Genomic DNA, 23,198 nt, shown 5'->3' with positions numbered 1-23,198 from the left:
CCCCGCGGAAGCGGGGACCCATACGCGCAGCCTCGCTAGTCAGGCGATACGCTGTTCGTCAGGCGCCGCGCTTGGGCCTCGCGCGCCGCGTCTATGGATCCCGGCCTTCGCCGGGATGACGGAAGAAGGCAGGGCGCACGTCTTGCCCCGAATCGCATACGCTGCTAGGGCGCGCCCTTTCCGGACATGGGGGCTTCCCGTGGCCGACCGTTTCGACGCGCAGTCGTGGTTCTGCGGGGCAGTGGGCCCCGGTTTCCCACGCAAGCCGGCTGGAGAATATTGGGTTTATGCAGATCATCGTTCGCGACAACAATGTCGACCAGGCGCTTCGGGCCCTCAAGAAGAAGCTCCAGCGCGAGGGCGTCTATCGCGAGATGAAGCTGCGCCGGCACTATGAGAAGCCGTCCGAGAAGCGCGCCCGCGAGCGCGCCGCCGCGATCCGTCGCGCGCGCAAGCTCGAGCGCAAGCGCATGGAGCGTGACGGCGTTCGGTAAGAGGGGCTGAGGGCCGGTCCAGCCGGTCCGATCCTCTCTGGACGCGGGAAGCCGGCGCGGGCAGAAGCCGGCGCAGCTTCTCAACCGTCCCTTTCCCCGACACGAGGCCGTCCATGTCCGAGATCACCGCCGTCCCGTTGCGCCCCGTCGCCAAGGGCACGTTGACCAAGCTGTGGCTGGGCGTCGGCGTCGCGGTGGTGATCGGCGTTGGCGTGGCGTGGGCGGGAACGTCCAAGCAGGTCGCGATGGGCCAGCCGCCAACGGTGTTCCTGGCAAAGAACGCCAAAAAACATGGCGTGGTGACGACCCCCTCGGGGCTCGAATATCAGGTGCTCGCGCCGGGTGCCGGCGCGCATCCCGGCCCGCAGGACATCGTCCAGATCGAATATGACGGCAAGCTGCTCGACGGCTCGACCTTCGATTCGACCGCACAGCACGGCCAGCCCGCGGTGATGCCGGTGGCGGGGTCGATACCGGGCTTCTCGGAAGGGCTGCAGCTGATGCAGCGTGGCGCCCGCTACCGTTTCTGGATCCCGCCGCAGCTCGCGTACGGTGACCAGGGCGCGGGCGACGGCGTCATCCCGCCCAACAGCGTGCTCCAGTTCGACGTTACGCTGCGCGAGATCGCGCCGCAGCAGCCGGGCTATGGCGCGGCGGGCATGGCGGCGCCCGGCGGCGCTGCGGGCGCGGCGAACTAGGATTCGTCGCGAGCAGGGCTGCTGCTCGACATCGACAATATGCGCCGTCATTCCCGCGAAAGCGGGAATCCATAGACGCTGCGCCCAATCATCTAGCACCACGTTTATGGATCCCGGACCAGGTCCGGGATGACGATCCGCGATAAGCGCCCGGTGTCGCCGCGATGGTATGATCGGCGCCGTGCGCCGACATCATTTCCGTTCCGCGTCCGGGTCGATCCCGCTGCGCCGCTCGAGCGCGACCTTCGCCATCGCCACCAGCGGATCCGCGAACATCAGCCCGAGCAGCCCGAACAAGGCGCCCAGCAGCAGCTGCATGCCGAGCACCAGCGCCGGCGGCAGGTCGACCGAGCGGCGCGCCACCATCGGCACGATCAGATAGCCGTCGAGCATCTGCACCGCAACATAGACGCCGGCCGCGAACATGCCGATGTGCGACCCCTGCGAGAAGCCGACGAGCACGATCAGGATCCCCGACACGATCGCGCCGATATTGGGCAGGAAGGCGAGGATGCCGGTGATCAGCCCGAGCAGCAGTGCGAACGGCACACCGACCGCCCACAAGGCGATCGACACGAACACGCCCTCGACCGCCATGCCGAGCAGCCGCCCGGCCATCAGCCGGCGCAGGGTCGACGCCATGTCGGTGCTGGTCTGGAAGAAGTCGGCGCGCTTGTCGTGCGGGATCAGCCAGCCCAGCCCGCGCTCGTAGATGCGCGGCTCGGAGGCGAAGAACAGCCCGAGCACGACGATCATCGCGAGGCTCGACACGGCGCCGAGCGCACTGCCCAACACGCTGGTGACGGTCCCGATCGAGCCCATCAGCTGCTTGCCGATCGCACCGACGTCGACGCCCCCCTTGGGCATCATCCCGATCGAGCTCGCATAGGATTGCACGCGGGTGACTTGCGTCACCACGAGGTCCTTGAGCGCCTGGAATTCGGAAACCAGCGTCAGGCCCGCATAAGAGAGCACGCCGAGCAGAAAGGCGAACACCAGCACCGCGACGATCGCGATCCGCTTGCCGCGGCCGATCGGCAGGATGCGGCCGAGCAGCCGGGCGCCGCCGTCGAGCATGGCGGCGAGCACCAGCCCGCCGAAGATCAGGAACAGCGGCTGCGCGAGCACATAGAGCAGCACCACCGACAGCACCACCGACACCCAGATGATCGCGCGGGTCACCTCGAGGCGCATGCGCGGATCGCGCAATTCCATCGGGCTCGGCGCCTCGACATCTTGCTGGGTCGGGGCGTCGGTCATGCAATCGTCCTTGGGGAAAGCGTCAGTTCGGGGGCGTAACGTGCGCCGGATGCAGATTGATCCCCGCGCGGCCGCCGCGCAGCGCCGTGAACCAGCTGATCGGATTCCACAGCTCGGTGGTGCCGTCGTAGGAGAAGGTGATGAATTCGGCGCGGCCGCCGAGATTCTCCCACGGCACCGGGCCGCCAAGACCACCCTCTTCGGCCGGATAGCGGCTGTCGGCGGATTCGTCGCGATTGTCGCCCATCACGAAGACCTGCCCGGGACCGACCGTGACCGGGCCGTAATCGTCGCCGGTGCCGGGCATATAGCCCATGTCGATCGTGTCGTACGTGCGGCCCGAGGGAAGCGTCTCGCGAAACACGGGCAGCGCGCAGAACAGCTTGCCGTTGGGACCGGTGATGCGGTGCGCGGCCTCGAGCCCGCGGTCGCAGGGCACGTTGGCGTCGACCGGGATCATCGCAGGGGGCCGTGCAACGCGCGGGATCGGCTTGCCGTTGAGCCAGACGACGCCCTCGCGCACCTCGATCGTGTCGCCGGGCAGGCCGATCACGCGCTTGATGTAATCGCTGCTCTCGCCCGGGGGGGTGAGGATCACGACGTCGCCGCGCTGGGGCATGTGGCCGAGCAGCCGGCCGTGGATGAACGGCAGCACGTGGAAGCTCGGGCTGACATAGCTCCAGCCATAGGGATATTTGGTGACGACGAGCCGGTCGCCCTTGATCAGCGTCGGCATCATCGATTCGGACGGGATGTAGAAGGGCTTGGCGACGAAGCACCAGAAGGCGAGCACGCCCAGCATCAGCCAGAACAGGCCGCGGATCTCGGCCCACCAGTCGGTGCCCTTTTTCGCGGGGGCGGGGGTGGGGACCACCAGCGGGGCTTCGGCGTCGATGTCGCTCAACTTAGGGGTTCCTCTTTCGCGTGGCCTGTCGGCCGCGCCTCGATGATGACGAACGCCTGCGCCCAGGGCAGGTCGTCGGTCATCGTCAAATGTATCATGGCCGCGTGGCCCGGCGGAATCAACGCGTCAAGCCTTGCCTTGGCGCCGCCGGTCAGCGCCAGCGTCGGCGCGCCCGAGGCCAGGTTGACCACGCCGATGTCGCGCATGAACACCCCCGCCTTGAAGCCGGTGCCGACCGCCTTGGAAAAGGCCTCCTTGGCGGCGAAGCGCTTGGCATAGGTGGCCGCGCGCATCAGCGTGCGGCGCTCGGCCTTGGCCTGTTCGACAGGGGTGAAGACGCGGTTGACGAAGCGCGCGCCGAAGCGATCGAGCGACGCCTGGATGCGGTCGATGTTGCACAGATCGGAGCCGATGCCGACGATCACCTTCGACACCTCCCCGGGACGGGGAGGGGGACCGCTCGCGAAGCGAGGGGTGGAGGGGTATCGACACGAGCGTTCCGTGCGTAGCCGGCGCCCCTCCACCAGCCTTCGGCTGGTCCCCCTCCCCGTCCCGGGGAGGTATGGGGACGGTTCTTCACCGCGCCGCGTCCATCAGGTCGCGCATCCGCCGCACGCTCGCGTCGAGGCCGATGAAGATCGCCTCGCCGATCAGGAAATGGCCGATGTTGAGTTCGGCGATCTGTGGCAGCGCCGCCACCGGCGTGACATTGTCGTAGGTCAGGCCGTGGCCGGCATGCGGCTCGATCCCGTTCTTGGCGGCGAGCGCGACCGCATCCGACAGCCGCTGCAGCTCGGCGACCTGCGCCTCGCCCTCGGCATGCGCATAGGCGCCGGTGTGGAACTCGACGACGGGCGCGCCGAGATTGAGCGCCGCCTCGATCTGCCGCGGATCGGGCTCGATGAACAGACTGACGCGGATCCCGGCGTCACCCAACTGCGTGATCAGCGGTTTGAGCCGGTTGTGCTGCCCGGCCGCGTCGAGCCCGCCCTCGGTCGTCACCTCCTCGCGCCGCTCGGGGACGATGCAGGCGGCGTGCGGGCGGTGCCTCAGCGCGATCGCGACCATCTCCTCGGTCGCCGCCATCTCGAAATTGAGCGGCAGCGCGATGCCGCCGATCAGCTGCGCGATATCCTCGTCCATGATGTGGCGCCGGTCCTCGCGCAGATGCGCGGTGATACCGTCGGCGCCGGCCGCCTGCGCGATCTGCGCGGCGCGGATCGGATCGGGATGCAACCCGCCGCGCGCGTTGCGGATCGTCGCGACATGATCGATGTTGACGCCCAATCTCAGCCGTTCGCTCACGTCGCACATCCTATTGCCGAGAGCGCGCTATAGGCGAAGCCGGTGCGTTGCCAAACCTCGCCGAAGTCGAAGCCGCCGTGCCGGGTGAACAGCACCAGCGCATGACCGGTTCCCGGCAGGATGAAGTTGCGCACCGCAACCCCGCCGACCTCGCCGCGCCGCTCGACCACCGAGACCGGCGCCGTGCAGCCGGCGAGCGTGACGCTGTACTGCCACTGGCCGAGCGCCGCGGCGCCGAGCTTGGGATCGCCGGTCCACATCGTCGCGGTCGCGGCGGCCCCGAGCAGCCGGTGGTCGAGCAGCGCGCGATCGAACGCATAGAGCGCGAGCGGCGTGCCATACACCGCCCCCGCCGCGCCATAGGTGCCGAGATCGCCGAGCGCCTCGCCCTGCGCGCCCGTCTCGATCCCGCGGACATGCGCCGCGGGGGCCACGCCCGGTTCGAACAGCCCGAGCGTGAGACCGAGCGGCGCGGCGATCCGCTCCTGCAGCAATTGCGCGAACGGCTTGCCCGTCATCCGCTCGAGCAGCGCGCCAAGCACGATGTAATCGCAATTGTCGTAATGGAATCCGCCGCCAGGCTTACCGCGCGGATGCTCGGCGCAATAATGCGTCGCTGCATACGCCATGGTGCCGAGCGTCGCGGCCCGCGCGGCGGGCGGGCGATAGAAGGTCGGCATGCCGTCCGGGAGGTCGGGGCCGTCCTCATTGGGATCGGCAAGCCCGCTTGTGTGCTGAAGCAGATCGCGGATCGTGACCTCGTCCGAAAAGACCTGCGGCCAGTCGGGCCAATAGGCCGAGACCGGCCTGGCGAGATCGAGCCTACCCGCCTCGACCTCCTGCATCACGATCGTGGCCGTCAGCTGCTTGGTGACCGACGCCCAGCGCCACACCGCATGCGGGCTGTTGCGCACCCCCTTGGCGGCGTTGCCGGTCGCACGGACATAGCTGGGCTCGGCGGCATCGCCCGCGATCGCGACACCGTCGAAATGCGCGTCGGCGATGATCCGGTCGAGCGGGTGCGGTGCGGGGGCGGCGGCGAGGGCCAGCAGCGCGGCGGCGGCCGCGCGCAGCCTCACGCCAGAGCGGCCCGGCTACCCGGCTTGATCGCGGGAATCGCGGCGAGCGCGGGCGGCACGTCCTCGGGCTGATAGCTTGGGATGTTGAGCGTCACCAGCGCGGTAAGCGGCACGCCGACGTCGGCCTTGCCGCCCGAGCGATCGACCAGGCAGGCCGCCGCGATCACCTCACCGCCGGCTGCCTCGATCGCCGTGATCGCCTCGCGCGACGACAGGCCGGTTGTGACGACGTCCTCCATCATCAGCACCTTCTGCCCGGGCGACAGCGAAAAGCCGCGGCGCAGCTCGAACGTCCCGCCCGGCCGCTCGACGAACATCGCCTCGACGCCGAGCGCGCGCGCCATCTCATAGCCGACGATTACACCGCCCATCGCGGGCGACACCACCGCAGTGACCCCGGCATGGACCGCCGGCGTCAGCCGCGAGGCGAGCTCGACGCACAGCCGCTGCGCGCGGCGCGGGTCCATCAGCACGCGCGCGCACTGCAGATAGGTCGGACTGCGCAAGCCAGAGGACAGGATGAAATGGCCGTCCAGCAGCGCTTTCGCCGCACGGAATTCCGCCAGCACTTCGTCGTCGGTCATCGTCGCCTCTGTCGCCAGCCCGCCCCGGATGGCCGCCTGATAGGGCCGCGACGGCGGCGCATCAATGGCCTGTCTGCTCCGTATCCGATCGCCCCCGCGATCGCGGAGTCGCGCATAATTCCGCGAGTCTGGCGCTTGAGGCTTGGCCGGCGCCTGCTATAAGGCCCACAATAGTCCATCACAGGTGGAACGCCAGCCGCAGGAAAACGCGGCAAGAGGGGTGACATGAAGAGTGTGAAGACCATGTTGATCGCCGCGGGACTTGCGGCGCTGATGCTCACCGGACCTCTCTCCGCGCAGCCCACTGCCGCGCCGTCGATCGTCACCGCCTCGCCGGCCGCTACCGCGACCGCGCCCGGCTCAGGCCAGTCGCCCCAGGTCGTGGGCTCGGCCGATGCGCCGACGCCGGCTGCGACCGGGTCGGCTGCCGCAGGCCAGCCGGCCGCGACCCCCGCGAAGGCGACCATTCCACAATTCTACCAGCCCGAGCCGGGCATCGGTCAGCCGACCGACAAGATCGCGCTGCAGACCCAGGTCACCGCGCTCGGCTTGCAGGCGGAATGGTTCCACAACGTCATTCTGATGCCGATCATCATCATCATCTGTCTGCTGGTGCTGGTGCTGCTCGGCTGGGTCGCGCTGCGCTACAACCGCCGCGCCAATGCGGTGCCGTCGCGCACCTCGCACAACACCGCGATCGAGATCATCTGGACGGTCGCGCCGGTGCTCATCCTGCTCGCGATCGCAGTGCCCTCGATCAAGTTGCTCGCCGCGCAATATGCGATTCCCAAGCCCGACCTCACCGTCAAGGTGATCGGCCATCAATGGTATTGGTCGTACCAATATCCCGACAATGGCGACTTCGAGGTCGTCTCCAACATCCTCACCGAGGACCAGGACAAGGCCAAAGGCGAGCCTCGTCAGCTTGGCGTCGACAACCGCATGGTCGTCCCCGCCGGCGCGGTGGTGAAGGTGATCACCACCTCCGACGACGTGATCCACTCCTTCGCGGTGCCCGCCTTCTGGATCAAGATGGACGCGGTCCCCGGTCGCCTCAACGAGACCTGGTTCAAGGTCGATCGTCCCGGTCTCTATTACGGCCAGTGCTCCGAGCTGTGCGGCGCGCGCCACGGCTTCATGCCGATCGCGGTCGAGGTGGTGACGAAACCGCAGTTCGCGCAGTGGATCGCCGCCAATGGCGGCACGATCGGCAAGGGCAAGCCTGCCTCGAGCGACGCGACGGTCAACTCGCCGATCAGCAACCCGACGGCTGCCACCGCGGCGCCGACCCCGATGGCGGGCGCGCCCTCCACCCCGACCGAGACCGCGACCGCACCGGCAAAGCCGGTCGGCCAGCCCGCGACGACGAACTGAGGCGAGACAGATGACCGACACGACGGCCAACGCCCATTTCTTCCAGAAGGAAGAGCATCATGAGCATCATGGTGCCGATCACCGCCCGGGCTTCTTCGCGCGCTGGTTCCTGTCCACCAACCACAAGGACATCGGCACGCTCTATCTGATCTTCGCGATCACCGCGGGGATCATCGGCGGCGGCATCTCGGGCTTGATGCGCGCCGAGCTCGCGCATCCCGGCATTCAATATCTGCCGATGTGGGCGCATTTCTTCGGCGCGCCCGCGGGCAACGACGCGGCGCTACATTTCTGGAACGTGATGGTGACCGCGCACGGTCTCATCATGGTGTTCTTCATGGTGATGCCCGCGATGATCGGCGGCTTCGGCAATTGGTTCGTGCCGATCATGATCGGCGCCCCCGACATGGCGTTCCCGCGCATGAACAACGTGTCCTTCTGGCTGATCGTGCCGGCGTTCACGCTGCTGCTGGGATCGCTGTTCGTCTCGGGGGGCACCGGCAACGGTGCGGGCACCGGCTGGACGCTCTATGCGCCGCTCTCGACGAGCGGGTCGGCCGGGCCCTCGGTCGACATGTGCATTCTCGCGCTCCATCTCGCGGGCGCCTCGTCGATCCTCGGCGCGGTCAATTTCATCACCACCATCCTCAACATGCGCGCGCCGGGCATGACGCTGCACAAGATGCCGCTGTTCGCCTGGTCGGTGCTGGTCACCGCCTTCCTGCTGCTGCTGGCGCTGCCGGTGCTCGCCGCGGCGATCACGATGCTGCTCACCGACCGCAATTTCGGCACGACCTTCTTCGACGCGTCGGGCGGCGGCGATCCGATCCTCTACCAGCATCTCTTCTGGTTCTTCGGCCACCCCGAGGTCTACATCATGATCCTGCCGGGCTTCGGCATGGTCAGCCACATCATCTCGACCTTCTCGAAGAAGCCGATCTTCGGCTATCTCGGCATGGCCTATGCGATGGTGGCGATCGGCGTGGTCGGCTTCGTCGTGTGGGCGCACCACATGTATACGACCGGCCTCGACGTGAACACGAAGATGTACTTCACCGCGGCGACGATGGTGATCGCGGTGCCCACCGGTATCAAGATCTTCTCGTGGATCGCGACGATGTGGGGCGGGTCGATCAGCTTCAAGACCCCGATGGTATGGGCGATGGGCTTCATCTTCATGTTCACCGTCGGCGGCGTGACCGGCGTGGTGCTCGCCAACGGCGGCATCGACAATTATTTCCAGGACACCTATTACGTCGTCGCCCACTTCCACTACGTGCTGTCGCTGGGCGCGGTGTTCTCGCTGTTCGCGGGCTTCTATTACTGGTTCCCCAAGATGTCGGGGAAGATGTACAACGAGTTCCTGGGCCAGGCGCATTTCTGGATCTTCTTCGTTGGCGTCAACGTGCTGTTCTTCCCGATGCATTTCCTGGGCGCACAGGGCATGCCGCGGCGCTACCCCGATTATCCCGACGCTTTCGCCAAGTGGAATGCGGTCGCCAGCCATGGTTACGAAATCATGGTCGTCGGCATGGGCATCTTCTTCGTCAACATCATCTACTCGCTGATCGCGGGCCCCAAGGCGCCGGCCAATCCGTGGGGCGAGGGTGCCACCACGCTTGAGTGGACGCTGTCGTCGCCGCCGCCCTACCACCAGTTCGAGACGCTGCCGATCATCGACGCGGGCGATCTGCACGATCGTCACGATCGCCGCCCGCCCGACCGGGTCTGACCTTTCTCGAACATTCTGCTAAGGCCTGCGCCCGGGACGAAGACTCGTTCCGGGCGTTGGTGATTTCAAGATGAAGGACGTGATGGCGACTGCGCCGATCGAGGCCCCGCTGACGGGGATGCCGGCCGAATGGCGCGACTTCTGGGCGCTGACCAAGCCGCGCGTGATGACGCTGGTCGTCTTCACCGGACTGTGCGGAATGCTCGCGGCGCCCGGCCATATCCATCCGGTCCTCGGCTTTACCGCGATCCTGTGCATTGCGCTCGGCGCGGGCGCGGCCGCCGCGCTCAACCAATGGTATGAGGCGGATCTCGACGCCAAGATGCGGCGGACGCGCAATCGCCCGCTCCCCGCGGGGCGGATGGAACGGCCCGCGGCGCTGCAATTCGGAGTCGGGCTCGGCGCCTTCTCGGTGATCGTCATGGGGCTCGCGCTGAATGTGCTGGCCGCCGCGATCCTCGCCGTCTCGATCCTCTTCTACGTGCTGGTCTACACCGTCTGGCTCAAGCGCCGCACGCCACAGAACATCGTGATCGGGGGCGCCGCCGGCGCCTTCCCCGCGCTGATCGGCTGGGCGGCGGTGACCGGCGACGTCGCGCTGTTGCCGGTGCTGCTGTTCCTGCTCGTCTTCCTGTGGACGCCGCCCCATTTCTGGGCGTTGTCGCTGTTCATCAACTCGGATTACAGCGCCGCAGGCGTGCCGATGATGTCGGTCGTGGCCGGTGCCAAAGCGACGCGCCTCCAGGCCTTCCTCTATGCGTTGCCGATGGCGGCGGTCGCGATCGCGCCCTGGCCGCTTGGCCTCACCGGCCCCATCTATGGTGTCGCCGCGACGATGCTCAGCCTGTTTTTCGTCGGGCTTGCCGCGCGTGTCGGCTTTTCGCGCGTCACCGATCCGGCGCTGATGAAGGCGGAACGGCGGCTGTTCGCATACTCGATCGTCTATCTGTTCGCGACCTTCGGCGCGCTCGTCGTCGACCGGCTGTGGTACGCCTGATGCCGCGTCATGATCCGCTGCCGGGCCGCGAGCGCCCCGATCGCCCGCCGTTCGACCAGACCGAGATCCGCCGCCGCCAGCGCTCGCGCTCGATCGCGACCGCGCTGATCCTGTTCGGGCTGGTCGCGCTGTTCTACGCGATCAGCATCGCCAAGATGCTGTGAGGGTGTGAGCCAGGTCATTCCCTTTCCCGTTCGCCCCGAGCGTAGTCGAGGTGCCGGTTATCGGGTGCTGCGCTTGCGGTCTGTCCCTCGACTTCGCTCGGGACGAACGGGGTGGAGAGGATGAACCCGGCCGCCCGCAACCTGCGCACCGGCCTGATCGCGGGCCTCGTCGCCTGTTTCATGGTCGGCATGGGGTTCGCCGCGGTGCCGCTCTACCGGATGTTCTGCCAGCAGACCGGCTGGGGCGGCACCGCGCGGATCGAGGTCGGGGCGACCGCACCTGGCTCGGTCGGCCGCATCGTCACGGTGCGCTTCGACGCCAACACCAATGCCAAACTGCCCTGGAGCTTCGAACCCGAGCAGAAGACGCAGCGCGTCGCGATCGGCGCGCGCCAGATCGCCTTCTTCGACGCGACCAACCTGTCCAACAAGACCGTCACGGGCGCGGCGGCGTTCAACATCTCGCCCGACCAGAGCGCGCGCTATTTCGTCAAGGTCCAGTGCTTCTGCTTCACGCAGCAGACGCTCCAGCCCGGCGAGACGCAGCGCATGCCCGTCGTCTTCTACGTCGACCCCGCCTTCCTCAAGGATCACGACAATGATCAGGTCGGCGAAATCACGCTGAGCTACACATTCTACCCGGTGGACCAAGCGCCAAGCCAAGGCTAAGGTCCGCCGATCAACGGCCTTGCAGAGCCGCAGAGACAGGGAGCATTTGATGGCCGGCGCCAAGAACCACGACTATCACATCCTGCCGCCGAGCCCATGGCCGCTGCTGTGCAGCTTCTCGGCGCTGGTGCTGGCCTCCGGCTTCATCATGTATCTCCACTCGGTCCATTATGGCGCGCTGATCGGCCCGCTGGGCTTCGCGATGCTGATCTTCTGCATGGGCAGCTGGTGGGTCGACGTGATCAAGGAGGCGCATGCCGGCGATCACACGCCGGTCGTGCAGCTCCACCTGCGCTACGGGATGATCCTGTTCATCGCCTCGGAAGTCATGTTCTTTGTCGGCTGGTTCTGGGCGTTTTTCGACGCCTCGCTCTTTCCGAAGGCGGTCGACGTCGTCGGCGGCGTGTGGCCGCCCAAGGGGCTGACCCCGATCAACCCCTTTGCCTTCCCGCTGCTCAACACGATGATCCTGCTCTGCTCGGGCACCACGGTGACCTGGGCGCACCACGCGCTGATCCACGGCGACCGCAAGGGGCTCAAGAACGGCCTGTGGTGCACGATCGCGCTCGGCCTTCTGTTCAGCACGATCCAGGCGTACGAATATATCCACGCGCCGTTCGCCTTCAAAGGCAACATCTTCGGCGCGACCTTCTTCATGGCGACCGGTTTCCACGGCTTCCATGTGATCGTCGGCACCATCTTCCTCGCGGTCTGCCAATATCGCGCCTACAAGGGCGACTTCACCCCGCGTCAGCATTTCGGCTTCGAGGCGGCGGCCTGGTACTGGCATTTCGTCGACGTGGTGTGGCTGTTCCTGTTCCTGTCGATCTACGTCTGGGGCGGCTGGGGCGCGACCTACGCGGCGTGAACCGTCCGTCGTCCCGGCGGAAGCCGGGATCCATAGACGGCGGTTCGCGGCCTCCTCGGGCCACACCCCATCCATGGGCCCCGGCGTCTGCCGGGACGACGCATAGGGATTAGCATGGTCGACCCGCTCGAACCGACCACGACCGAACCCACCATCGTCCAAGTCGGGCTGCGCAGCGTCTGCCCGCGCTGCGGCGCCAAGACCTTGTATGTCGGCATGATCAAATTCGCGCCGCGTTGCACGTCCTGCGGTCTCGACTTCGACGCGTTCAACGTCGGCGACGGGCCGGCGGCGTTCCTCACCCTGATCATCGGGACGCTGGTCTGCATCGCGGCGATCACGTTCGAGCTCACCGTGCATCCGCCGATATGGCTGCACATCCTGCTGTGGCCGCCGATCACGATCCTCGCGGTGATCGCCTCGCTGCGCGTCGCCAAGGGCATGCTGCTCGCCTCCGAATATCGCAACCATGCGCGCGAGGGGCGGATCAGCGTGATCGACGAACCCAATCCGTGATGCGGCGGCGCATCCCGCTGCTGCCGACGACCCTCGTGCTCGCGGCGGCGGGAGTGATGGTGTGGCTCGGCATCTGGCAGCTCCACCGCATGACCTGGAAGGAAGGTTTGCTCGCCGAATATCGCGCCGCGGCGGGCAAGCCATCGGTTACCTTCCCGCGCATCCCCACCGACCAGTCGCTGCTGTTCCGTCGCTCGGAAGCCTTTTGCCTGCAGCCGGTCGGTTGGCGGGCGAGTTCGGGACGCAATCGCAGCGGACAACCCGGCTGGCGTCACGTCGCCGATTGCCGCACCGGCGCCGAGGGCCCGGGCCTAGCGATCGACATGGGCTGGTCGCAGCTGTCCGCGGCCCCGGTCTGGACGGGCGGCAAGGTCGAAGGGATCATCGGTCCCGATCATTACGGACAGGTGATGCTCGTCTCCGACCGCGCGGCCCCGGGTCTGCAGCCGAGCGAGCCGCCCAGCCTCGACGACATCCCCAACAACCACTTCGCCTATGCGATCCAGTGGTTCATCTTCGCCGCGCTCGCGGTGGGGATCTATGCGATCGCGGTGTGGCGGCGAAAAAGGCTTTAGGAGTTCCCGGCGAAAGCCGGGGCCCAGGCCCCACGTCACAGTTTCAAACGCCGCGCCCACCATGGAACGCGGGCCTGGGCCCCGGCTTTCGCCGGGAACGCTCACCTGTCACGCCCGCAAACCTTGCCGCTTGGCCCCCGCGTCGCTAAGCCCCGCGCGCATGCGTTACATCAGCACTCGCGGCCAGGCGCCCGCGCTCGGCTTCGAGGCCGCCACGCTCGCCGGGCTCGCGTCCGACGGCGGGCTCTATGTGCCCGACGCGTGGCCGAGCCTGACGCCCGACGAGATCGCCGCACTCGTAGGCCTCTCCTACGCCGAGACCGCGGTCCGCATCCTTGCCCCCTTCGTCGGCGAAGCGCTGCCCGAGGCGGACCTGCGCCTATTGTGCGAGGCGGCCTATGGCGGCTTCAGCCACGATGCGGTGACCCCATTGGTCCAGCTCGACCAGCAGCATTGGCTCCTCGAGCTGTTTCACGGCCCGACGCTGGCGTTCAAGGACGTCGCGCTGCAAATGCTGGGGCTCCTGTTCGAGCGGTTCCTTTCCAAGGGCGACCAGCATCTCACCATCGTCGGCGCGACCTCGGGCGACACCGGGTCGGCGGCGATCGCGGCGGTCGCCGATCGCGCGCATATCGACATCTTCATGCTCCACCCGCTCGGCCGCGTCTCCGAGGTGCAGCGCCGGCAGATGACGACGGTGCTTGCCGGCAACGTCCATAACATCGCGATCGAGGGCGATTTTGACGAGGCGCAGGCGCTGGTGAAGCGCATGTTCGGCGACCCCGCTTTCTCGCAGCGCTTCCAGCTCTCGGCGGTCAATTCGATCAACTGGGCGCGGCTCGCGGCGCAGATCGTCTATTATTTCTATGCAGCCGTCCGGCTCGGCGCGCCGGCGCGCAAGGTGGCCTTCGCGGTGCCGACGGGCAATTTCGGCGACGTGTTCGCGGGCTATGTCGCCAGCAAGATGGGGCTGCCGATCGCCAAGCTGATCGTCGCGACCAACGTCAACGACATCCTCCACCGCGCGCTTTCGGCGGGCGACTATTCGACCGGCACGGTCACGCCAACGCACACGCCGTCGATGGACATCCAGGTCAGCTCCAATTTCGAGCGTTTGCTGTTCGATCTGCACGGCCGCGACGCGACCGGCCTGGCCGCCGAGATGCACGGCTTCGAGACCGACCGCCGCATGACGCTGCCGCAGCCCTTGCGTGACCGCGCCGCCGCCGATTTCACCAGCGCCCGTGTCGATCATGACGGCATGGTCGCGGCGATGCGCTGGGCTCATGCACGCGCCGGCCAGGTGATCGATCCGCACACGGCGATCGGGCTCGCCGCCGCCCGCGCGTCCGATTTACCCGCCGACATGCCCGTCGTCACGCTCGCCACCGCGCATGCCGCCAAGTTCGGCGACGCGGTCGCGGCGGCGATCGGCGTCCGGCCCGCGCTGCCCGATCGCATCGCCGGGCTGCTCGACAAGCAAGAGCGCTACGCGACGCTCCCCGCCACCTTCGAGGCGGTCACGGGCTACGTCGCCGAGCGCGCGAGGCCGCGGGCATGAGCGCACGGCTGCACCGGCTCGCCAATGGAGTCACCGTCGCGATCGATCCGATGCCCGGAGTCGAGACGCTCGCGGTCGGGCTGTACGCGGATGTCGGCAGCCGTTCGGAGCCGGCGCATCTGACCGGCCTCGCGCACATGGTCGAGCATATGGTGTTCAAGGGCGCCGGCGACCGCGATGCGCGCGCGATCGCCGAGGCGGCCGAGGATGTCGGCGGCCAGATGAACGCCTGGACGTCGCGCGACACCACCGTCTTCCACGCGCGCCTGCTGCCAGGCGATCTCGCGCTCGGCGTCGACCTGATCGCCGATCTCGTCCGCAGCCCGCATTTCTCGGCCGAGGAACTCGAGCGCGAAAAGCATGTCGTGCTGGCGGAGCTGGGCGAGGCGAAGGACACGCCCGACGACATCGTCTTCGATCATCTCGCCGCCGCCTCCTATCCCGGCCAGACCTATGGTCGCCCCGTGCTCGGTGACGAGCAGACGATCGCGGCAATCGACGTCGCGGCATTGCGCCGCTGGCTCGACGAGCAATATCGACCCGGAGGGCTGATTCTGGCGGCCGCCGGCAAGGTCGACGAGGACGAACTGCTGCGACTGGCGGAGGCGCGGTTCGGCGATCTCGCCCCCGGCCAGGCGCCGACCTACGAGGCCGCGCACTTCGCCCCCGGCGTCGTCACCGATGCGCGGCGCTTCGACCAGGTCCACATCGCCTTCGCGCACCCCGGCGTCGACCAGCGCCATGCCGACATCTATGCGCTTAACCTGTTCGCGAGCGCCGCGGGCGGCGGCATGTCGTCGCGGCTGTTCCAAGAGGTGCGCGAGGAGCGCGGCCTCGCCTATTCGATCTACGCCTGGAGCCAGGCGGCGGCGGACACCGGCCAGCTCGGCGTCTATCTCGCCGCCGCAAAGGCCGAGGCGCCCCGCGCCTTCGCGCTCGCCCGCGACGTGATGGCGCGCACTGCCGAGAATATGTCCGAAATAGAGCTGGCCCGCGCCAAGGCGCAGTCGCGCGCCGGGCTGCTGATGGGTCTCGAATCCGTGCAGTCGCGCTGCGATCATCTGGCGCGGCAGATCCAGGTCCAGGGCCGGATCGTGCCGGTGGCCGAGACGGTGGCGCAGATCGAGGCGGTCGATCTCGCAATGGCGCGGCGTGCGGGTGCGGACGCGATCGGCGGCGGCATCGCGACCGCGAGCGTGGGCGGCAAGCTCGCGCGGGTGGCGTGACGGGCGGTGTCCCTTCTCCGTTCGTCCCGAGCGTAGTCGAGGGACAGGCTTCAGACGCGCCGTTTGTTTCCGGTCCCTCGACTTCGCTCGGGACGAACGGATAGAGGTCGGGTCGTGGAGCTTCTCACCCTGATCACCGAGCCCTGGCCCGACTATGCGCTCCTCGACTCGGGCCATGGCCGCAAGCTCGAGCGCTATGGCCGCTTCCGCTTCGTCCGGCCCGAGCCGCAGGCGATGTGGGCGCCCGCCTCGGACGATTGGCAGCATGACGGCGAGTTCGTCGGCGCGTCGGACGAGGAGGGCGGCGGCCGCTGGCATCTCGACCGCAAGGTGCCGTCGGACTGGCCGCTTTCGTGGGAAGGCCTCAAATTCCACGCTGCCAACACGCCGTTCCGCCATCTGCAATTCTTCCCCGACATGGCGCCGCAATGGACGTGGATGCGCGCGCGTGTGGCCGAAGGCGACGAGGTGATGAACCTGTTCGGCTACACCGGGGTCGGCAGCCTCGCGCTCGCTGCCAAGGGTGCCAAGGTGACGCATGTCGATGCGTCGAAGAAGTCAGTCGAGCAGGGCAAGGCCAACGCGCTGCTGGCCGGCATGACCGACAGGCCGATCCGCTGGATGATCGACGACGCGCAAAAATTCACCGCGCGCGAGGTGCGGCGCGAGAGGCGCTATGCCGGGATCATGCTCGATCCGCCCAAATTCGGCCGCGGGCCGACCGGCGAGCTGTGGCGACTGGAGGAGGGCTTGCCCGGGCTGATCGCCGATTGCGTGCGGCTGCTCGATGCCGAGTCAAAGTTTCTGGTGCTGACCGTCTATGCGGTGCGGATGTCGGCGATCGCGATCGCCGAGCTGCTGCGGCAGGCGACTGCGCATCTCGGTGGCCATGTCGAGGCCGGAGAGATGGCCGTCCGCGAGGAAGCCCGCGGGCTCCTGCTTCCCACTGCGATCTTCGCGCGGTGGGAAGCAGGCTAGGCTCAGTAGACCAGGATCTGGCCCTGCATGCCCGCGGCGGCGTCGAGCGCGACCGAGGATTTGAGGTCGAACGGCTGAGCAGCGGTCGGTGTCACGCGGACCAGCACGGTCGCATGCGACGGCACGCTGACCAGACCCTCGTGGATCGCCTGCTCGCCGCCGCCGTCGGGGGCGATGTCGGCGTGGCTGAAGAAGCCCTTGCTGTCGAAATTATGTCCGGTGCCGTCGCGGTTGACGAGCAGGATACGGTAATGCTGGCCGCGGGTGAGGCGGATCACCTGCGGGTGGAAATGGCGGCCGGCCATTACAACGGTCACGACCTTCTCCGGCGCCGGCGGCGCGGCGATTGCGGGTGCGGTCGTGGGCAGGACCGCCGCGGCGGCGAGGGCGAGAAGGGGAAGACGCATCGGCAGGCTCCGTGTGATCAATCACGCAGCGCCCTCAACGCAGCACCCGCGGCAAAGGGTGCGCCCGCGGTCAGCAGCAGCGCGGTCGCGGCGAGCAGCCTGATCGCTTCGCCGTCGCCAGCCCGCAGCGCGCCCGCGCCAAAGATCAGCAGGGGTATGGCGAGCGGCAGCAGCATCAGACCCGCCAGTGCGCCGGCGCCGCGCAGGCCGACGGTCAGCGCCGCGACGGTGACGCCGAGCGCGGCAAGGGCCGGCGTCCCGATCGCAAGCCCCGCCTCGAGCCGACCGAGCGTCGCCATGTCGAGCCCGAGCAATGCGGCGCCGGGCAGCGCCGCGATCATCAGCGGCGGGCCGAAGCCCAGCCAGTGCGCGACGATCTTGGCCGCCGCGACGCTTTCATCGGCGAGCCCGCGTACCACGAACTGGTCGAGCACGCCCGCGTCGGCATCCGGCGCGACCAGCCGCTCGATCGGCAGCAAGGCAGCGAGCAACGCCGCCAGCCACAGCATGCCGCCGCCGGCGGACGCGAGCAGCTTGGCGTCGGGCCCGACCGCAAACGGGAACAGCGTCGCGGCAATCAGGAAGAAGGCCACCGGGAGTCCGGCCGCGCGCAGGCCGCGCACGGTGTCGCGCTTGATGAGGGCGACGATCACGCCGTGCCGCCCTGGCGGCGGGGCTCCGGCGCCCTGGTCGGTGCTGAACCGCTCGCAGCGTGGGGGAATGCGAAATCGCGAGCACCGTCGAGCAGCAAGTTCAGGTGCGTTGCGGCCAATATAGCGCCACCCCCGGCGCGATGTGCCGCCATAGCGGCGCCCAGTCGTTCGACGCCTTCGCGATCGAGCCCATTGGCAGGCTCGTCGAGCAGCCACAGCGGTGCATCGTTCGCGATCGTGCGCGCGATCGCGGCACGGCGGCGTTGGCCGGTCGAAAGATAGCGCACCGGCACGCGCGCCAAATCGGCGATTCCCATCGCCGCCATCGCGGCGGCGCATGTCGTGCCGTCCGACTTGGCCCAGAACGTCAGAGCGTCGCCGAGCCGATACTCGCCATCCAGTGCGGACGCCTCGCCAAGCCACGCCGCTCGCCCGGCTCGCGCCACCGTGCCGGCCGATGGGCGCAACAAGCCGCCGGCGATCCGAAGCAGGCTCGACTTGCCGATCCCGTTCGGGCCGCTGACGACCAGCGCCTCGCCGGCCGCCAGCGACAGGTCGACCGCTTCGAACAACAGACGGTCGCCGCGCAGGCAGGCGACATCGCGCAGGGTCAGTAGCATAGGAATGTTTGACGGGCGGTGATCACGCGCCGACACTAGGCACGCCGCGCGTCGGGCGCCAGCGGGAGAGATATGGATCAGTACGGCCCCGAGGTGCGCTTCGAGCGCGTCACCAAGCGATTCGGCGACGCCGTCGCGGTCGCCGGCGTCGACCTCGCCGTCGCGCCGGGCAGCTTCGTCGCGCTGGTCGGCGGCTCGGGGGCGGGCAAGTCGACGCTGCTGCGGATGATCAATCGCCTCGAAATCCCGAGCGAAGGCCGCGTGCTGATCGACGGGCGCGACGTTGCCGAAGGCTCCGCGCCGTTGCTGCGGCGTAAGATCGGCTATGTCTTCCAGTCGATCGGGCTGATGCCGCACATGTCGGTCGCCGAGAATATCGCGCTCGTGCCGCGGATCGCCGGGGAGCCGGCACCCGACGTCGCGGCCCTGCTCGAGATGGTCGATCTCCCCGCCGGCATCGGCGCGCGTGCGCCTGATGCGCTGTCGGGCGGCCAGCGCCAGCGCGTCGGCGTCGCGCGCGCGATCGCGACCGGGGCCAGGCTGATGCTGCTCGACGAGCCGCTCGGCGCGCTCGATCCGGTGACGCGTGATGGCATCGGCCGACGCTACCGCGAACTGCACCAGCGGCTGGGGCTGACCAGCATCATGGTGACTCACGACATGGCGGAGGCGCTGTTGCTCGCCGATCGCATCGTGGTGATGGCCGAGGGCCGGGTGGTCGGCGACGCGACGCCGATCGAGATGCTCGCCGGCAAGGCGGGCGCGGAGGCCGATGCGCTGGTTGCGGTGCCGGCGCGTCAGGCGCTGGCGATCGCGGCGATGAAGGGGTGAGGCCGATCTGCTCCCCGGTCTTAGATCTTCCTGAAAGGGCGGGGGCGGGCCGCTCCCGCGACCGCACTGCGTCCGCGCCACGCGAACCTGCGCCCGGCCGCTTCCGTTCAGGGAGGGAAGACCTATGAACGAGGTGTGGGGCCTGGCCGCCCATCATCTGCTGCTGTCTGCGGCGGCGCTGGGACTTGCGCTGGTGATCGCGCTCCCGCTCGGGCTCGCCGCGGCGCGCCGGCCGCGGCTGGCGGCGGCGTCGCTCGGGGTGACGAGCGTGATCCAGACGATCCCCGGTCTTGCGCTGCTAGCGCTCTTCTATCCGCTGCTGCTCGCAATCGGGCACGGCCTGCCCGCGCTCGGGTTCCTGCCCGCCTGGCTGGCGCTCGCGCTCTATGCGCTGCTACCGATCCTGCGCAACGTCGTGGCCGGCGTGCACGGGCTCGATCCGGCGGTGATCCAGGCCGCCGACGGGCTCGGCATGACGCCATGGCAACGGTTGAGGCTCGTCGAGGCGCCGCTTGCCGCCCCCGTGGTGATGGCGGGGGTCCGCACCGCGACGGTGTGGACGATCGGCGCCGCGACGCTCGCCACGACGGTCGGCGCCTCGAGCCTCGGCAATCTGATCTTCTCCGGGCTGCAGCTAGAGGATTGGACGCAGGTGCTCACCGGCTGCCTCGCGTCCGCCGCGGTCGCGCTGATCGCCGACGGATTGCTGGCCCTGGTCGAGCGCGGGCTCGCGCGGCGCGAACGCTGGTCGCTCATTCTCGGCGCCAGCGGGGTCGCGATCGGCCTCGCGCTGGCCTGCGCCCCGCTGCTGGCGGGAACCGGGCAGCGCAGCATCGTCGTCGGCGCCAAGAATTTTTCGGAACAGTTTACGCTCGCGCGGCTGATCGGCGCGCGGCTCGCGCGCGCGGGCTACACCGTCAGCTACCGCCAGGGGCTGGGCTCGGCCGTCGCGCTGCACGCGCTCCAGCAGGGCGACATCGACGTCTATGTCGAATATTCCGGCACGATCTGGGCCGACGCGATGCACCGTAAGACCGTCGCGCCGCGCGCCGAGATGCTGCGCGGGATCGCGGACTATCTTCGCCCGAGCGGCGCCGCGCTGCTCGGCCCGCTGGGCTTCGAGAACGCCTATGCGCTGGCGATGACGCGATCGGTTGCAGCCGCGCATCATGTCGCCGATCTGCAGGGGCTGGCGGCAGCGGCACCGACGCTTAACCTCGGCGCCGATCTCGAATATCTGTCGCGGCCCGAATGGCGCGCGGTGCGCGACGGCTACGACATCCGCTTCGCCTCGACGCGCAACTATGCCCCAAGCTTCATGTACCGCGCACTCGAAAGCCGGCAGGTCGACATTATCTCGGCCTTTTCGAGCGATGGCCGGATTGCCGCGGACGATCTCGTCGTGCTCGGCGACCCGAAGCATGTCCAGCCAGGTTATGACGCGATCCTGCTCGCCGCGCGCGCGCATGCGCACGACCAGTGCTTCCTGGCGGCGCTGACGCCGCTGGTCGGTGCGATCCCGGTGACGGCGATGCGCCAGGCCAATTACATGGTCGACCGCGACACCAACAAGGCGACCCCCGAGGCGGCGGCGCAGTGGCTCGCGCAGCGGCCGGCGACGCGCTGATGGCCGAGATCGTCAACCTCAACCGCGTCCGCAAGGCGAGGGCAAAGGCCGCGGCGGGCAAGACGGCCGAGGCCAATCGCACGAAGTTCGGGCGCAGCAAGGCGGAGCGCGATGCCGAGGCGGCGGAAAAGGCACGGCGCGAGGCGCTGTTGGATGGGGCGAAGCGCGAGGAGTAAGCGAGCTGTCGGCCTCGCGTATAAGCTCGGTCATCGTCCGTCATCCCGGACGTGATCCCGGACCCTAGACACCGTGGCTACGCCTCGCGACCGCGGGACGCCGGGACGATGCGGTCGCAAGGCTGCGCCTCACGGCCTGAACGTCAGTCCGGTCAGCGTCTCGGCGGCCGCCCACAGCCGGCGCCCGGTCTCAGGATCGCACGCCTGCTTGGGTATTCTGGCCGGTCCCGCCGGTCCTTTGAGCTCGAACAGACGGGTTGAACCGATATAGCCGCCCGAGCGTATCGTTGGATCGGTCGCCGCGCGCAACACTGGCAGCGCGCCCGCCGCGGCCGACTGGCTGAACAGGTCGCCGAACACCCCGATCACGCTGTCGCGCAGCAGGTTGCGGCCCATCCCATTGGCGATCAGATTGGTGCGCGCGAAGCCCGGATGCGCGGCGATGCTGGCGACGCGCTGCTGGCGCTTGGCGAGCGCGATTGCGAACACCAGCATCGCCAGCTTGGTCTGCGAATAGGCCGCCCAGGCATGATAGTGCCGCGCGCCCATCAGATCGTCGAAATCGATCGTTCCACGCCGCGCTGCGATGCTCGACAGCGGGACGACGCGCGCGCCGGGTGCCATCAGCGGCCATAAGCGCGCGGTGAGCGCAAAATGGCCGAGGAAATTGGTGCCGAGCTGGCGCTCGAAGCCGTCGACGGTCAGCTCGCGCCGCGGCAGCGCCATGACGCCGGCGTTGAGGATCAGCTGATCGATCGGCGTGCCGTCGTCGAACAGCCGATCCGCGAAGGCGCGCACCGAGGCGAGATCGGCGAGATCGAGCGCCTGCCATTCGGCCTTGCCGCCGATAGCGGCGGCGGCGTCGCGTCCCCTGGCCGCGCTGCGCGCCGCGACGACCACCCGCGCGCCGGCGTCGGCGAGCGCGCGCGCGGTCTCCAACCCGATGCCGCTGTTCGCCCCGGTGACGACCGCCAGGCGGCCGGTCTGCGGGGGCATGTCGGCGAGCGTCCAGGGGGTCATCATGCACTCCGTTCATGCGGCATATGGCGATGCTGCGCCATCGTCGGGGATAATGCCAGCGGGCGGGCGGGGGCGCTTGGACGCGTGGCGGCAACGCGCTATCGCGAGGGCGAGCGTCAAAGGGGAATCGGTATGCGTATCGCGGCAAGTCTGTCCGTGCTTCTGGTGTCGTCGGCCACGGCTCTGGCGGCGCCACCCGTCGCGACGCCGACCGCTGCACCGACGCCTGCGGCGCCCGTGGCCGCCGCTCCCGCCGAGGCGCCCAATGCGGCGATCGTCGTCTCGGGGCAGACCGTCGTCGCGCCGCTGCCCGGCGGCGCGATCTTCATCAGTCCGATGGGCGAGCCGTTCCGGGGTGCGGAAGGGTTGTCGGGCGCCGAAATCTGGTTCCGCAAGGCCGACGCCAATCACGACAATCGGATCACGCCCAAGGAGTTCGAGGCCGACGCGCTGCGCTTCTTCGCATTGCTCGACACCGATCGTGACGGCGAGATCGATCCGTCCGAGGTCGATCATTATGAAAGCGACATCGCCCCCGAGATCCGCGTGATGAGCACCTATGGCGACCCCAGCCTCGCCAAGGCGGACGATGACGGCAACGTCACCGACCCGCCTTACCCGACCCGGCTCGGCGCGGGGCGTTTTGGCTTCCTCGACAGCCCTGAGCCGGTGGTCACCGCCGATGTCAATTTCGACCGCGCAATCACCCGCGCCGAATTCGCGCAGACCGCGATGAAGCGCTTCACCCAGCTCGACAGCAATGGCGACGGCGTGCTCACCCGCGACGAGCTGCCCAAGCTCAACGCGCATCCCGACCGCAACGACCGGCATGGCGGCCACGGCGGCGGCGGCGGCGGCCATCATCATGGTGGCGGCGGCG

At 68.5% G+C, this 23,198-nt stretch carries 27 protein-coding genes; 17 read left to right on the top strand and 10 right to left on the bottom strand.

Annotated elements, in window-relative coordinates; all coding sequences use genetic code 11:
- Positions 1-287 precede the first annotated feature (287 nt).
- Together rpsU and Q0326_RS02850 are read left to right on the top strand one after the other, a co-directional pair.
- Positions 288-494: a 30S ribosomal protein S21 gene (rpsU, locus tag Q0326_RS02855; protein WP_029548939.1), complete on the top strand. Its 207-nt coding sequence runs from the start codon at positions 288-290 to the stop codon at positions 492-494.
- 113 nt (positions 495-607) lie between these two features.
- Positions 608-1,192: an FKBP-type peptidyl-prolyl cis-trans isomerase gene (locus tag Q0326_RS02850; protein WP_298686882.1), complete on the top strand. Its 585-nt coding sequence runs from the start codon at positions 608-610 to the stop codon at positions 1,190-1,192.
- A gap of 192 nt (positions 1,193-1,384) precedes the next feature.
- On the opposite strand, the gene Q0326_RS02845 is transcribed toward Q0326_RS02850, so the two are convergent.
- The 6 genes from Q0326_RS02845 to pyrE form a co-directional block, all read right to left on the bottom strand.
- Positions 1,385-2,452 (bottom strand): AI-2E family transporter, encoded by a 1,068-nt coding sequence (locus Q0326_RS02845; protein ID WP_298686880.1) that lies wholly within the window; start codon positions 2,450-2,452, stop codon positions 1,385-1,387.
- 22 nt (positions 2,453-2,474) lie between these two features.
- Positions 2,475-3,329 carry a signal peptidase I gene (gene lepB, locus Q0326_RS02840; protein WP_298686914.1) on the bottom strand — a complete coding sequence of 285 codons (855 nt, stop codon included), beginning with the start codon at positions 3,327-3,329 and terminating at the stop codon, positions 2,475-2,477.
- Between the two features lie 23 nt (positions 3,330-3,352).
- The gene (gene acpS, locus Q0326_RS02835; RefSeq protein ID WP_298686877.1) at positions 3,353-3,781 is read right to left on the bottom strand and encodes a holo-ACP synthase; all 429 of its coding nucleotides are present in this window, start codon (positions 3,779-3,781) and stop codon (positions 3,353-3,355) included.
- Positions 3,782-3,932: 151 nt separating this feature from the next.
- The gene (locus Q0326_RS02830) at positions 3,933-4,670 is read right to left on the bottom strand and encodes a pyridoxine 5'-phosphate synthase (RefSeq protein ID WP_298686875.1); all 738 of its coding nucleotides are present in this window, start codon (positions 4,668-4,670) and stop codon (positions 3,933-3,935) included.
- Positions 4,658-5,740 (bottom strand): serine hydrolase domain-containing protein, encoded by a 1,083-nt coding sequence (locus Q0326_RS02825; protein WP_298686873.1) that lies wholly within the window; start codon positions 5,738-5,740, stop codon positions 4,658-4,660. Before Q0326_RS02825 ends, Q0326_RS02830 begins: the two co-directional genes overlap by 13 nt.
- The gene (gene pyrE / locus Q0326_RS02820) at positions 5,737-6,324 is read right to left on the bottom strand and encodes an orotate phosphoribosyltransferase (RefSeq protein ID WP_298686871.1); all 588 of its coding nucleotides are present in this window, start codon (positions 6,322-6,324) and stop codon (positions 5,737-5,739) included. Before pyrE ends, Q0326_RS02825 begins: the two co-directional genes overlap by 4 nt.
- Positions 6,325-6,549: 225 nt before the next feature.
- Between pyrE and coxB the strand changes: the two genes are divergently transcribed.
- The 11 genes from coxB to Q0326_RS02765 all read left to right on the top strand — a co-directional run bounded on the left by coxB (position 6,550) and on the right by Q0326_RS02765 (position 16,984).
- Entirely contained in the window at positions 6,550-7,698 is a 1,149-nt protein-coding gene (coxB, locus tag Q0326_RS02815) for a cytochrome c oxidase subunit II (RefSeq protein ID WP_298686869.1), read from the top strand.
- Positions 7,699-7,708: 10 nt separating this feature from the next.
- Entirely contained in the window at positions 7,709-9,430 is a 1,722-nt protein-coding gene (ctaD, locus tag Q0326_RS02810) for a cytochrome c oxidase subunit I (protein ID WP_298686867.1), read from the top strand.
- A gap of 82 nt (positions 9,431-9,512) precedes the next feature.
- Positions 9,513-10,427: a heme o synthase gene (locus Q0326_RS02805; RefSeq protein WP_298686912.1), complete on the top strand. Its 915-nt coding sequence runs from the start codon at positions 9,513-9,515 to the stop codon at positions 10,425-10,427.
- On the top strand, positions 10,427-10,591 hold the full coding sequence (locus Q0326_RS02800) for a hypothetical protein (protein ID WP_298686916.1): 165 nt from the start codon (positions 10,427-10,429) through the stop codon (positions 10,589-10,591). The genes Q0326_RS02805 and Q0326_RS02800 overlap by 1 nt, the downstream gene beginning before the upstream one ends.
- A gap of 120 nt (positions 10,592-10,711) precedes the next feature.
- The gene (locus Q0326_RS02795; protein ID WP_298686864.1) at positions 10,712-11,260 is read left to right on the top strand and encodes a cytochrome c oxidase assembly protein; all 549 of its coding nucleotides are present in this window, start codon (positions 10,712-10,714) and stop codon (positions 11,258-11,260) included.
- 49 nt (positions 11,261-11,309) lie between these two features.
- A complete protein-coding gene (locus tag Q0326_RS02790; RefSeq protein ID WP_298686862.1) occupies positions 11,310-12,128 on the top strand; it encodes a cytochrome c oxidase subunit 3 in 819 nt (272 codons plus the stop codon).
- 114 nt (positions 12,129-12,242) lie between these two features.
- The gene (locus Q0326_RS02785; protein WP_298686860.1) at positions 12,243-12,644 is read left to right on the top strand and encodes a DUF983 domain-containing protein; all 402 of its coding nucleotides are present in this window, start codon (positions 12,243-12,245) and stop codon (positions 12,642-12,644) included.
- Complete coding sequence (locus Q0326_RS02780) at positions 12,644-13,219, top strand: SURF1 family protein (protein ID WP_298686858.1); 576 nt, start codon at positions 12,644-12,646, stop codon at positions 13,217-13,219. The genes Q0326_RS02785 and Q0326_RS02780 overlap by 1 nt, the downstream gene beginning before the upstream one ends.
- A gap of 160 nt (positions 13,220-13,379) precedes the next feature.
- The gene (gene thrC, locus Q0326_RS02775) at positions 13,380-14,780 is read left to right on the top strand and encodes a threonine synthase (RefSeq protein ID WP_298686856.1); all 1,401 of its coding nucleotides are present in this window, start codon (positions 13,380-13,382) and stop codon (positions 14,778-14,780) included.
- Complete coding sequence (locus tag Q0326_RS02770) at positions 14,777-16,006, top strand: pitrilysin family protein (RefSeq protein WP_298686854.1); 1,230 nt, start codon at positions 14,777-14,779, stop codon at positions 16,004-16,006. Before thrC ends, Q0326_RS02770 begins: the two co-directional genes overlap by 4 nt.
- Positions 16,007-16,120: 114 nt before the next feature.
- Positions 16,121-16,984 (top strand): class I SAM-dependent methyltransferase, encoded by an 864-nt coding sequence (locus Q0326_RS02765; protein ID WP_298686852.1) that lies wholly within the window; start codon positions 16,121-16,123, stop codon positions 16,982-16,984.
- Positions 16,985-16,986: 2 nt separating this feature from the next.
- Here the strand turns inward: Q0326_RS02765 and Q0326_RS02760 are convergent, their stop codons facing one another.
- The 3 genes from Q0326_RS02760 to ccmA are packed head-to-tail and all read right to left on the bottom strand — an operon-like array spanning position 16,987 to position 18,664.
- Complete coding sequence (locus Q0326_RS02760; protein WP_298686850.1) at positions 16,987-17,391, bottom strand: cupredoxin domain-containing protein; 405 nt, start codon at positions 17,389-17,391, stop codon at positions 16,987-16,989.
- A 17-nt stretch (positions 17,392-17,408) separates the two neighbouring features.
- A complete protein-coding gene (locus Q0326_RS02755; protein WP_298686848.1) occupies positions 17,409-18,044 on the bottom strand; it encodes a heme exporter protein CcmB in 636 nt (211 codons plus the stop codon).
- On the bottom strand, positions 18,041-18,664 hold the full coding sequence (gene ccmA / locus Q0326_RS02750; RefSeq protein WP_298686846.1) for a heme ABC exporter ATP-binding protein CcmA: 624 nt from the start codon (positions 18,662-18,664) through the stop codon (positions 18,041-18,043). Before ccmA ends, Q0326_RS02755 begins: the two co-directional genes overlap by 4 nt.
- 72 nt (positions 18,665-18,736) lie before the next feature.
- Between ccmA and Q0326_RS02745 the strand changes: the two genes are divergently transcribed.
- The 3 genes from Q0326_RS02745 to Q0326_RS02735 all read left to right on the top strand — a co-directional run bounded on the left by Q0326_RS02745 (position 18,737) and on the right by Q0326_RS02735 (position 21,298).
- A complete protein-coding gene (locus Q0326_RS02745; protein ID WP_298686844.1) occupies positions 18,737-19,495 on the top strand; it encodes an ATP-binding cassette domain-containing protein in 759 nt (252 codons plus the stop codon).
- 124 nt (positions 19,496-19,619) lie between these two features.
- Complete coding sequence (locus tag Q0326_RS02740) at positions 19,620-21,122, top strand: ABC transporter permease/substrate-binding protein (protein ID WP_298686842.1); 1,503 nt, start codon at positions 19,620-19,622, stop codon at positions 21,120-21,122.
- Positions 21,122-21,298, top strand: coding sequence for a DUF4169 family protein (locus Q0326_RS02735; protein WP_298686840.1), 177 nt, complete (start codon positions 21,122-21,124; stop codon positions 21,296-21,298). The genes Q0326_RS02740 and Q0326_RS02735 overlap by 1 nt, the downstream gene beginning before the upstream one ends.
- 129 nt (positions 21,299-21,427) lie before the next feature.
- Here the strand turns inward: Q0326_RS02735 and Q0326_RS02730 are convergent, their stop codons facing one another.
- The gene (locus tag Q0326_RS02730) at positions 21,428-22,318 is read right to left on the bottom strand and encodes an oxidoreductase (protein ID WP_298686838.1); all 891 of its coding nucleotides are present in this window, start codon (positions 22,316-22,318) and stop codon (positions 21,428-21,430) included.
- Between the two features lie 132 nt (positions 22,319-22,450).
- Here Q0326_RS02730 and Q0326_RS02725 point away from each other — a divergent pair.
- The coding region (locus tag Q0326_RS02725; protein WP_298686836.1) for a hypothetical protein at positions 22,451-23,198 on the top strand (748 nt) is incomplete at its 3' end.

It is taken from the genome of uncultured Sphingomonas sp. (genome assembly GCF_937859915.1).
In the GTDB taxonomy this organism is placed as follows: domain Bacteria; phylum Pseudomonadota; class Alphaproteobacteria; order Sphingomonadales; family Sphingomonadaceae; genus Solisphingomonas.
This window is presented reverse-complemented; position numbering and strand designations above follow the sequence as displayed.

Excerpts from the sequence above, each read along its gene's own strand:
- rpsU (WP_029548939.1), top strand. The coding sequence starts at position 288 with ATGCAGATCATCGTTCGCGACAACAATGTCGACCAGGCGCTTCGGGCC.
- Q0326_RS02850 (WP_298686882.1), top strand. The coding sequence starts at position 608 with ATGTCCGAGATCACCGCCGTCCCGTTGCGCCCCGTCGCCAAGGGCACG.
- Q0326_RS02845 (WP_298686880.1), bottom strand. The coding sequence starts at position 2,452 with ATGACCGACGCCCCGACCCAGCAAGATGTCGAGGCGCCGAGCCCGATG.
- Q0326_RS02830 (WP_298686875.1), bottom strand. The coding sequence starts at position 4,670 with ATGTGCGACGTGAGCGAACGGCTGAGATTGGGCGTCAACATCGATCAT.
- pyrE (WP_298686871.1), bottom strand. The coding sequence starts at position 6,324 with ATGACCGACGACGAAGTGCTGGCGGAATTCCGTGCGGCGAAAGCGCTG.
- coxB (WP_298686869.1), top strand. The coding sequence starts at position 6,550 with ATGAAGAGTGTGAAGACCATGTTGATCGCCGCGGGACTTGCGGCGCTG.
- ctaD (WP_298686867.1), top strand. The coding sequence starts at position 7,709 with ATGACCGACACGACGGCCAACGCCCATTTCTTCCAGAAGGAAGAGCAT.
- Q0326_RS02805 (WP_298686912.1), top strand. The coding sequence starts at position 9,513 with ATGGCGACTGCGCCGATCGAGGCCCCGCTGACGGGGATGCCGGCCGAA.
- Q0326_RS02800 (WP_298686916.1), top strand. The coding sequence starts at position 10,427 with ATGCCGCGTCATGATCCGCTGCCGGGCCGCGAGCGCCCCGATCGCCCG.
- Q0326_RS02795 (WP_298686864.1), top strand. The coding sequence starts at position 10,712 with ATGAACCCGGCCGCCCGCAACCTGCGCACCGGCCTGATCGCGGGCCTC.
- Q0326_RS02790 (WP_298686862.1), top strand. The coding sequence starts at position 11,310 with ATGGCCGGCGCCAAGAACCACGACTATCACATCCTGCCGCCGAGCCCA.
- Q0326_RS02785 (WP_298686860.1), top strand. The coding sequence starts at position 12,243 with ATGGTCGACCCGCTCGAACCGACCACGACCGAACCCACCATCGTCCAA.
- Q0326_RS02780 (WP_298686858.1), top strand. The coding sequence starts at position 12,644 with ATGCGGCGGCGCATCCCGCTGCTGCCGACGACCCTCGTGCTCGCGGCG.
- thrC (WP_298686856.1), top strand. The coding sequence starts at position 13,380 with ATGCGTTACATCAGCACTCGCGGCCAGGCGCCCGCGCTCGGCTTCGAG.
- Q0326_RS02770 (WP_298686854.1), top strand. The coding sequence starts at position 14,777 with ATGAGCGCACGGCTGCACCGGCTCGCCAATGGAGTCACCGTCGCGATC.
- Q0326_RS02760 (WP_298686850.1), bottom strand. The coding sequence starts at position 17,391 with ATGCGTCTTCCCCTTCTCGCCCTCGCCGCCGCGGCGGTCCTGCCCACG.
- ccmA (WP_298686846.1), bottom strand. The coding sequence starts at position 18,664 with ATGCTACTGACCCTGCGCGATGTCGCCTGCCTGCGCGGCGACCGTCTG.
- Q0326_RS02745 (WP_298686844.1), top strand. The coding sequence starts at position 18,737 with ATGGATCAGTACGGCCCCGAGGTGCGCTTCGAGCGCGTCACCAAGCGA.
- Q0326_RS02740 (WP_298686842.1), top strand. The coding sequence starts at position 19,620 with ATGAACGAGGTGTGGGGCCTGGCCGCCCATCATCTGCTGCTGTCTGCG.
- Q0326_RS02735 (WP_298686840.1), top strand. The coding sequence starts at position 21,122 with ATGGCCGAGATCGTCAACCTCAACCGCGTCCGCAAGGCGAGGGCAAAG.
- Q0326_RS02730 (WP_298686838.1), bottom strand. The coding sequence starts at position 22,318 with ATGACCCCCTGGACGCTCGCCGACATGCCCCCGCAGACCGGCCGCCTG.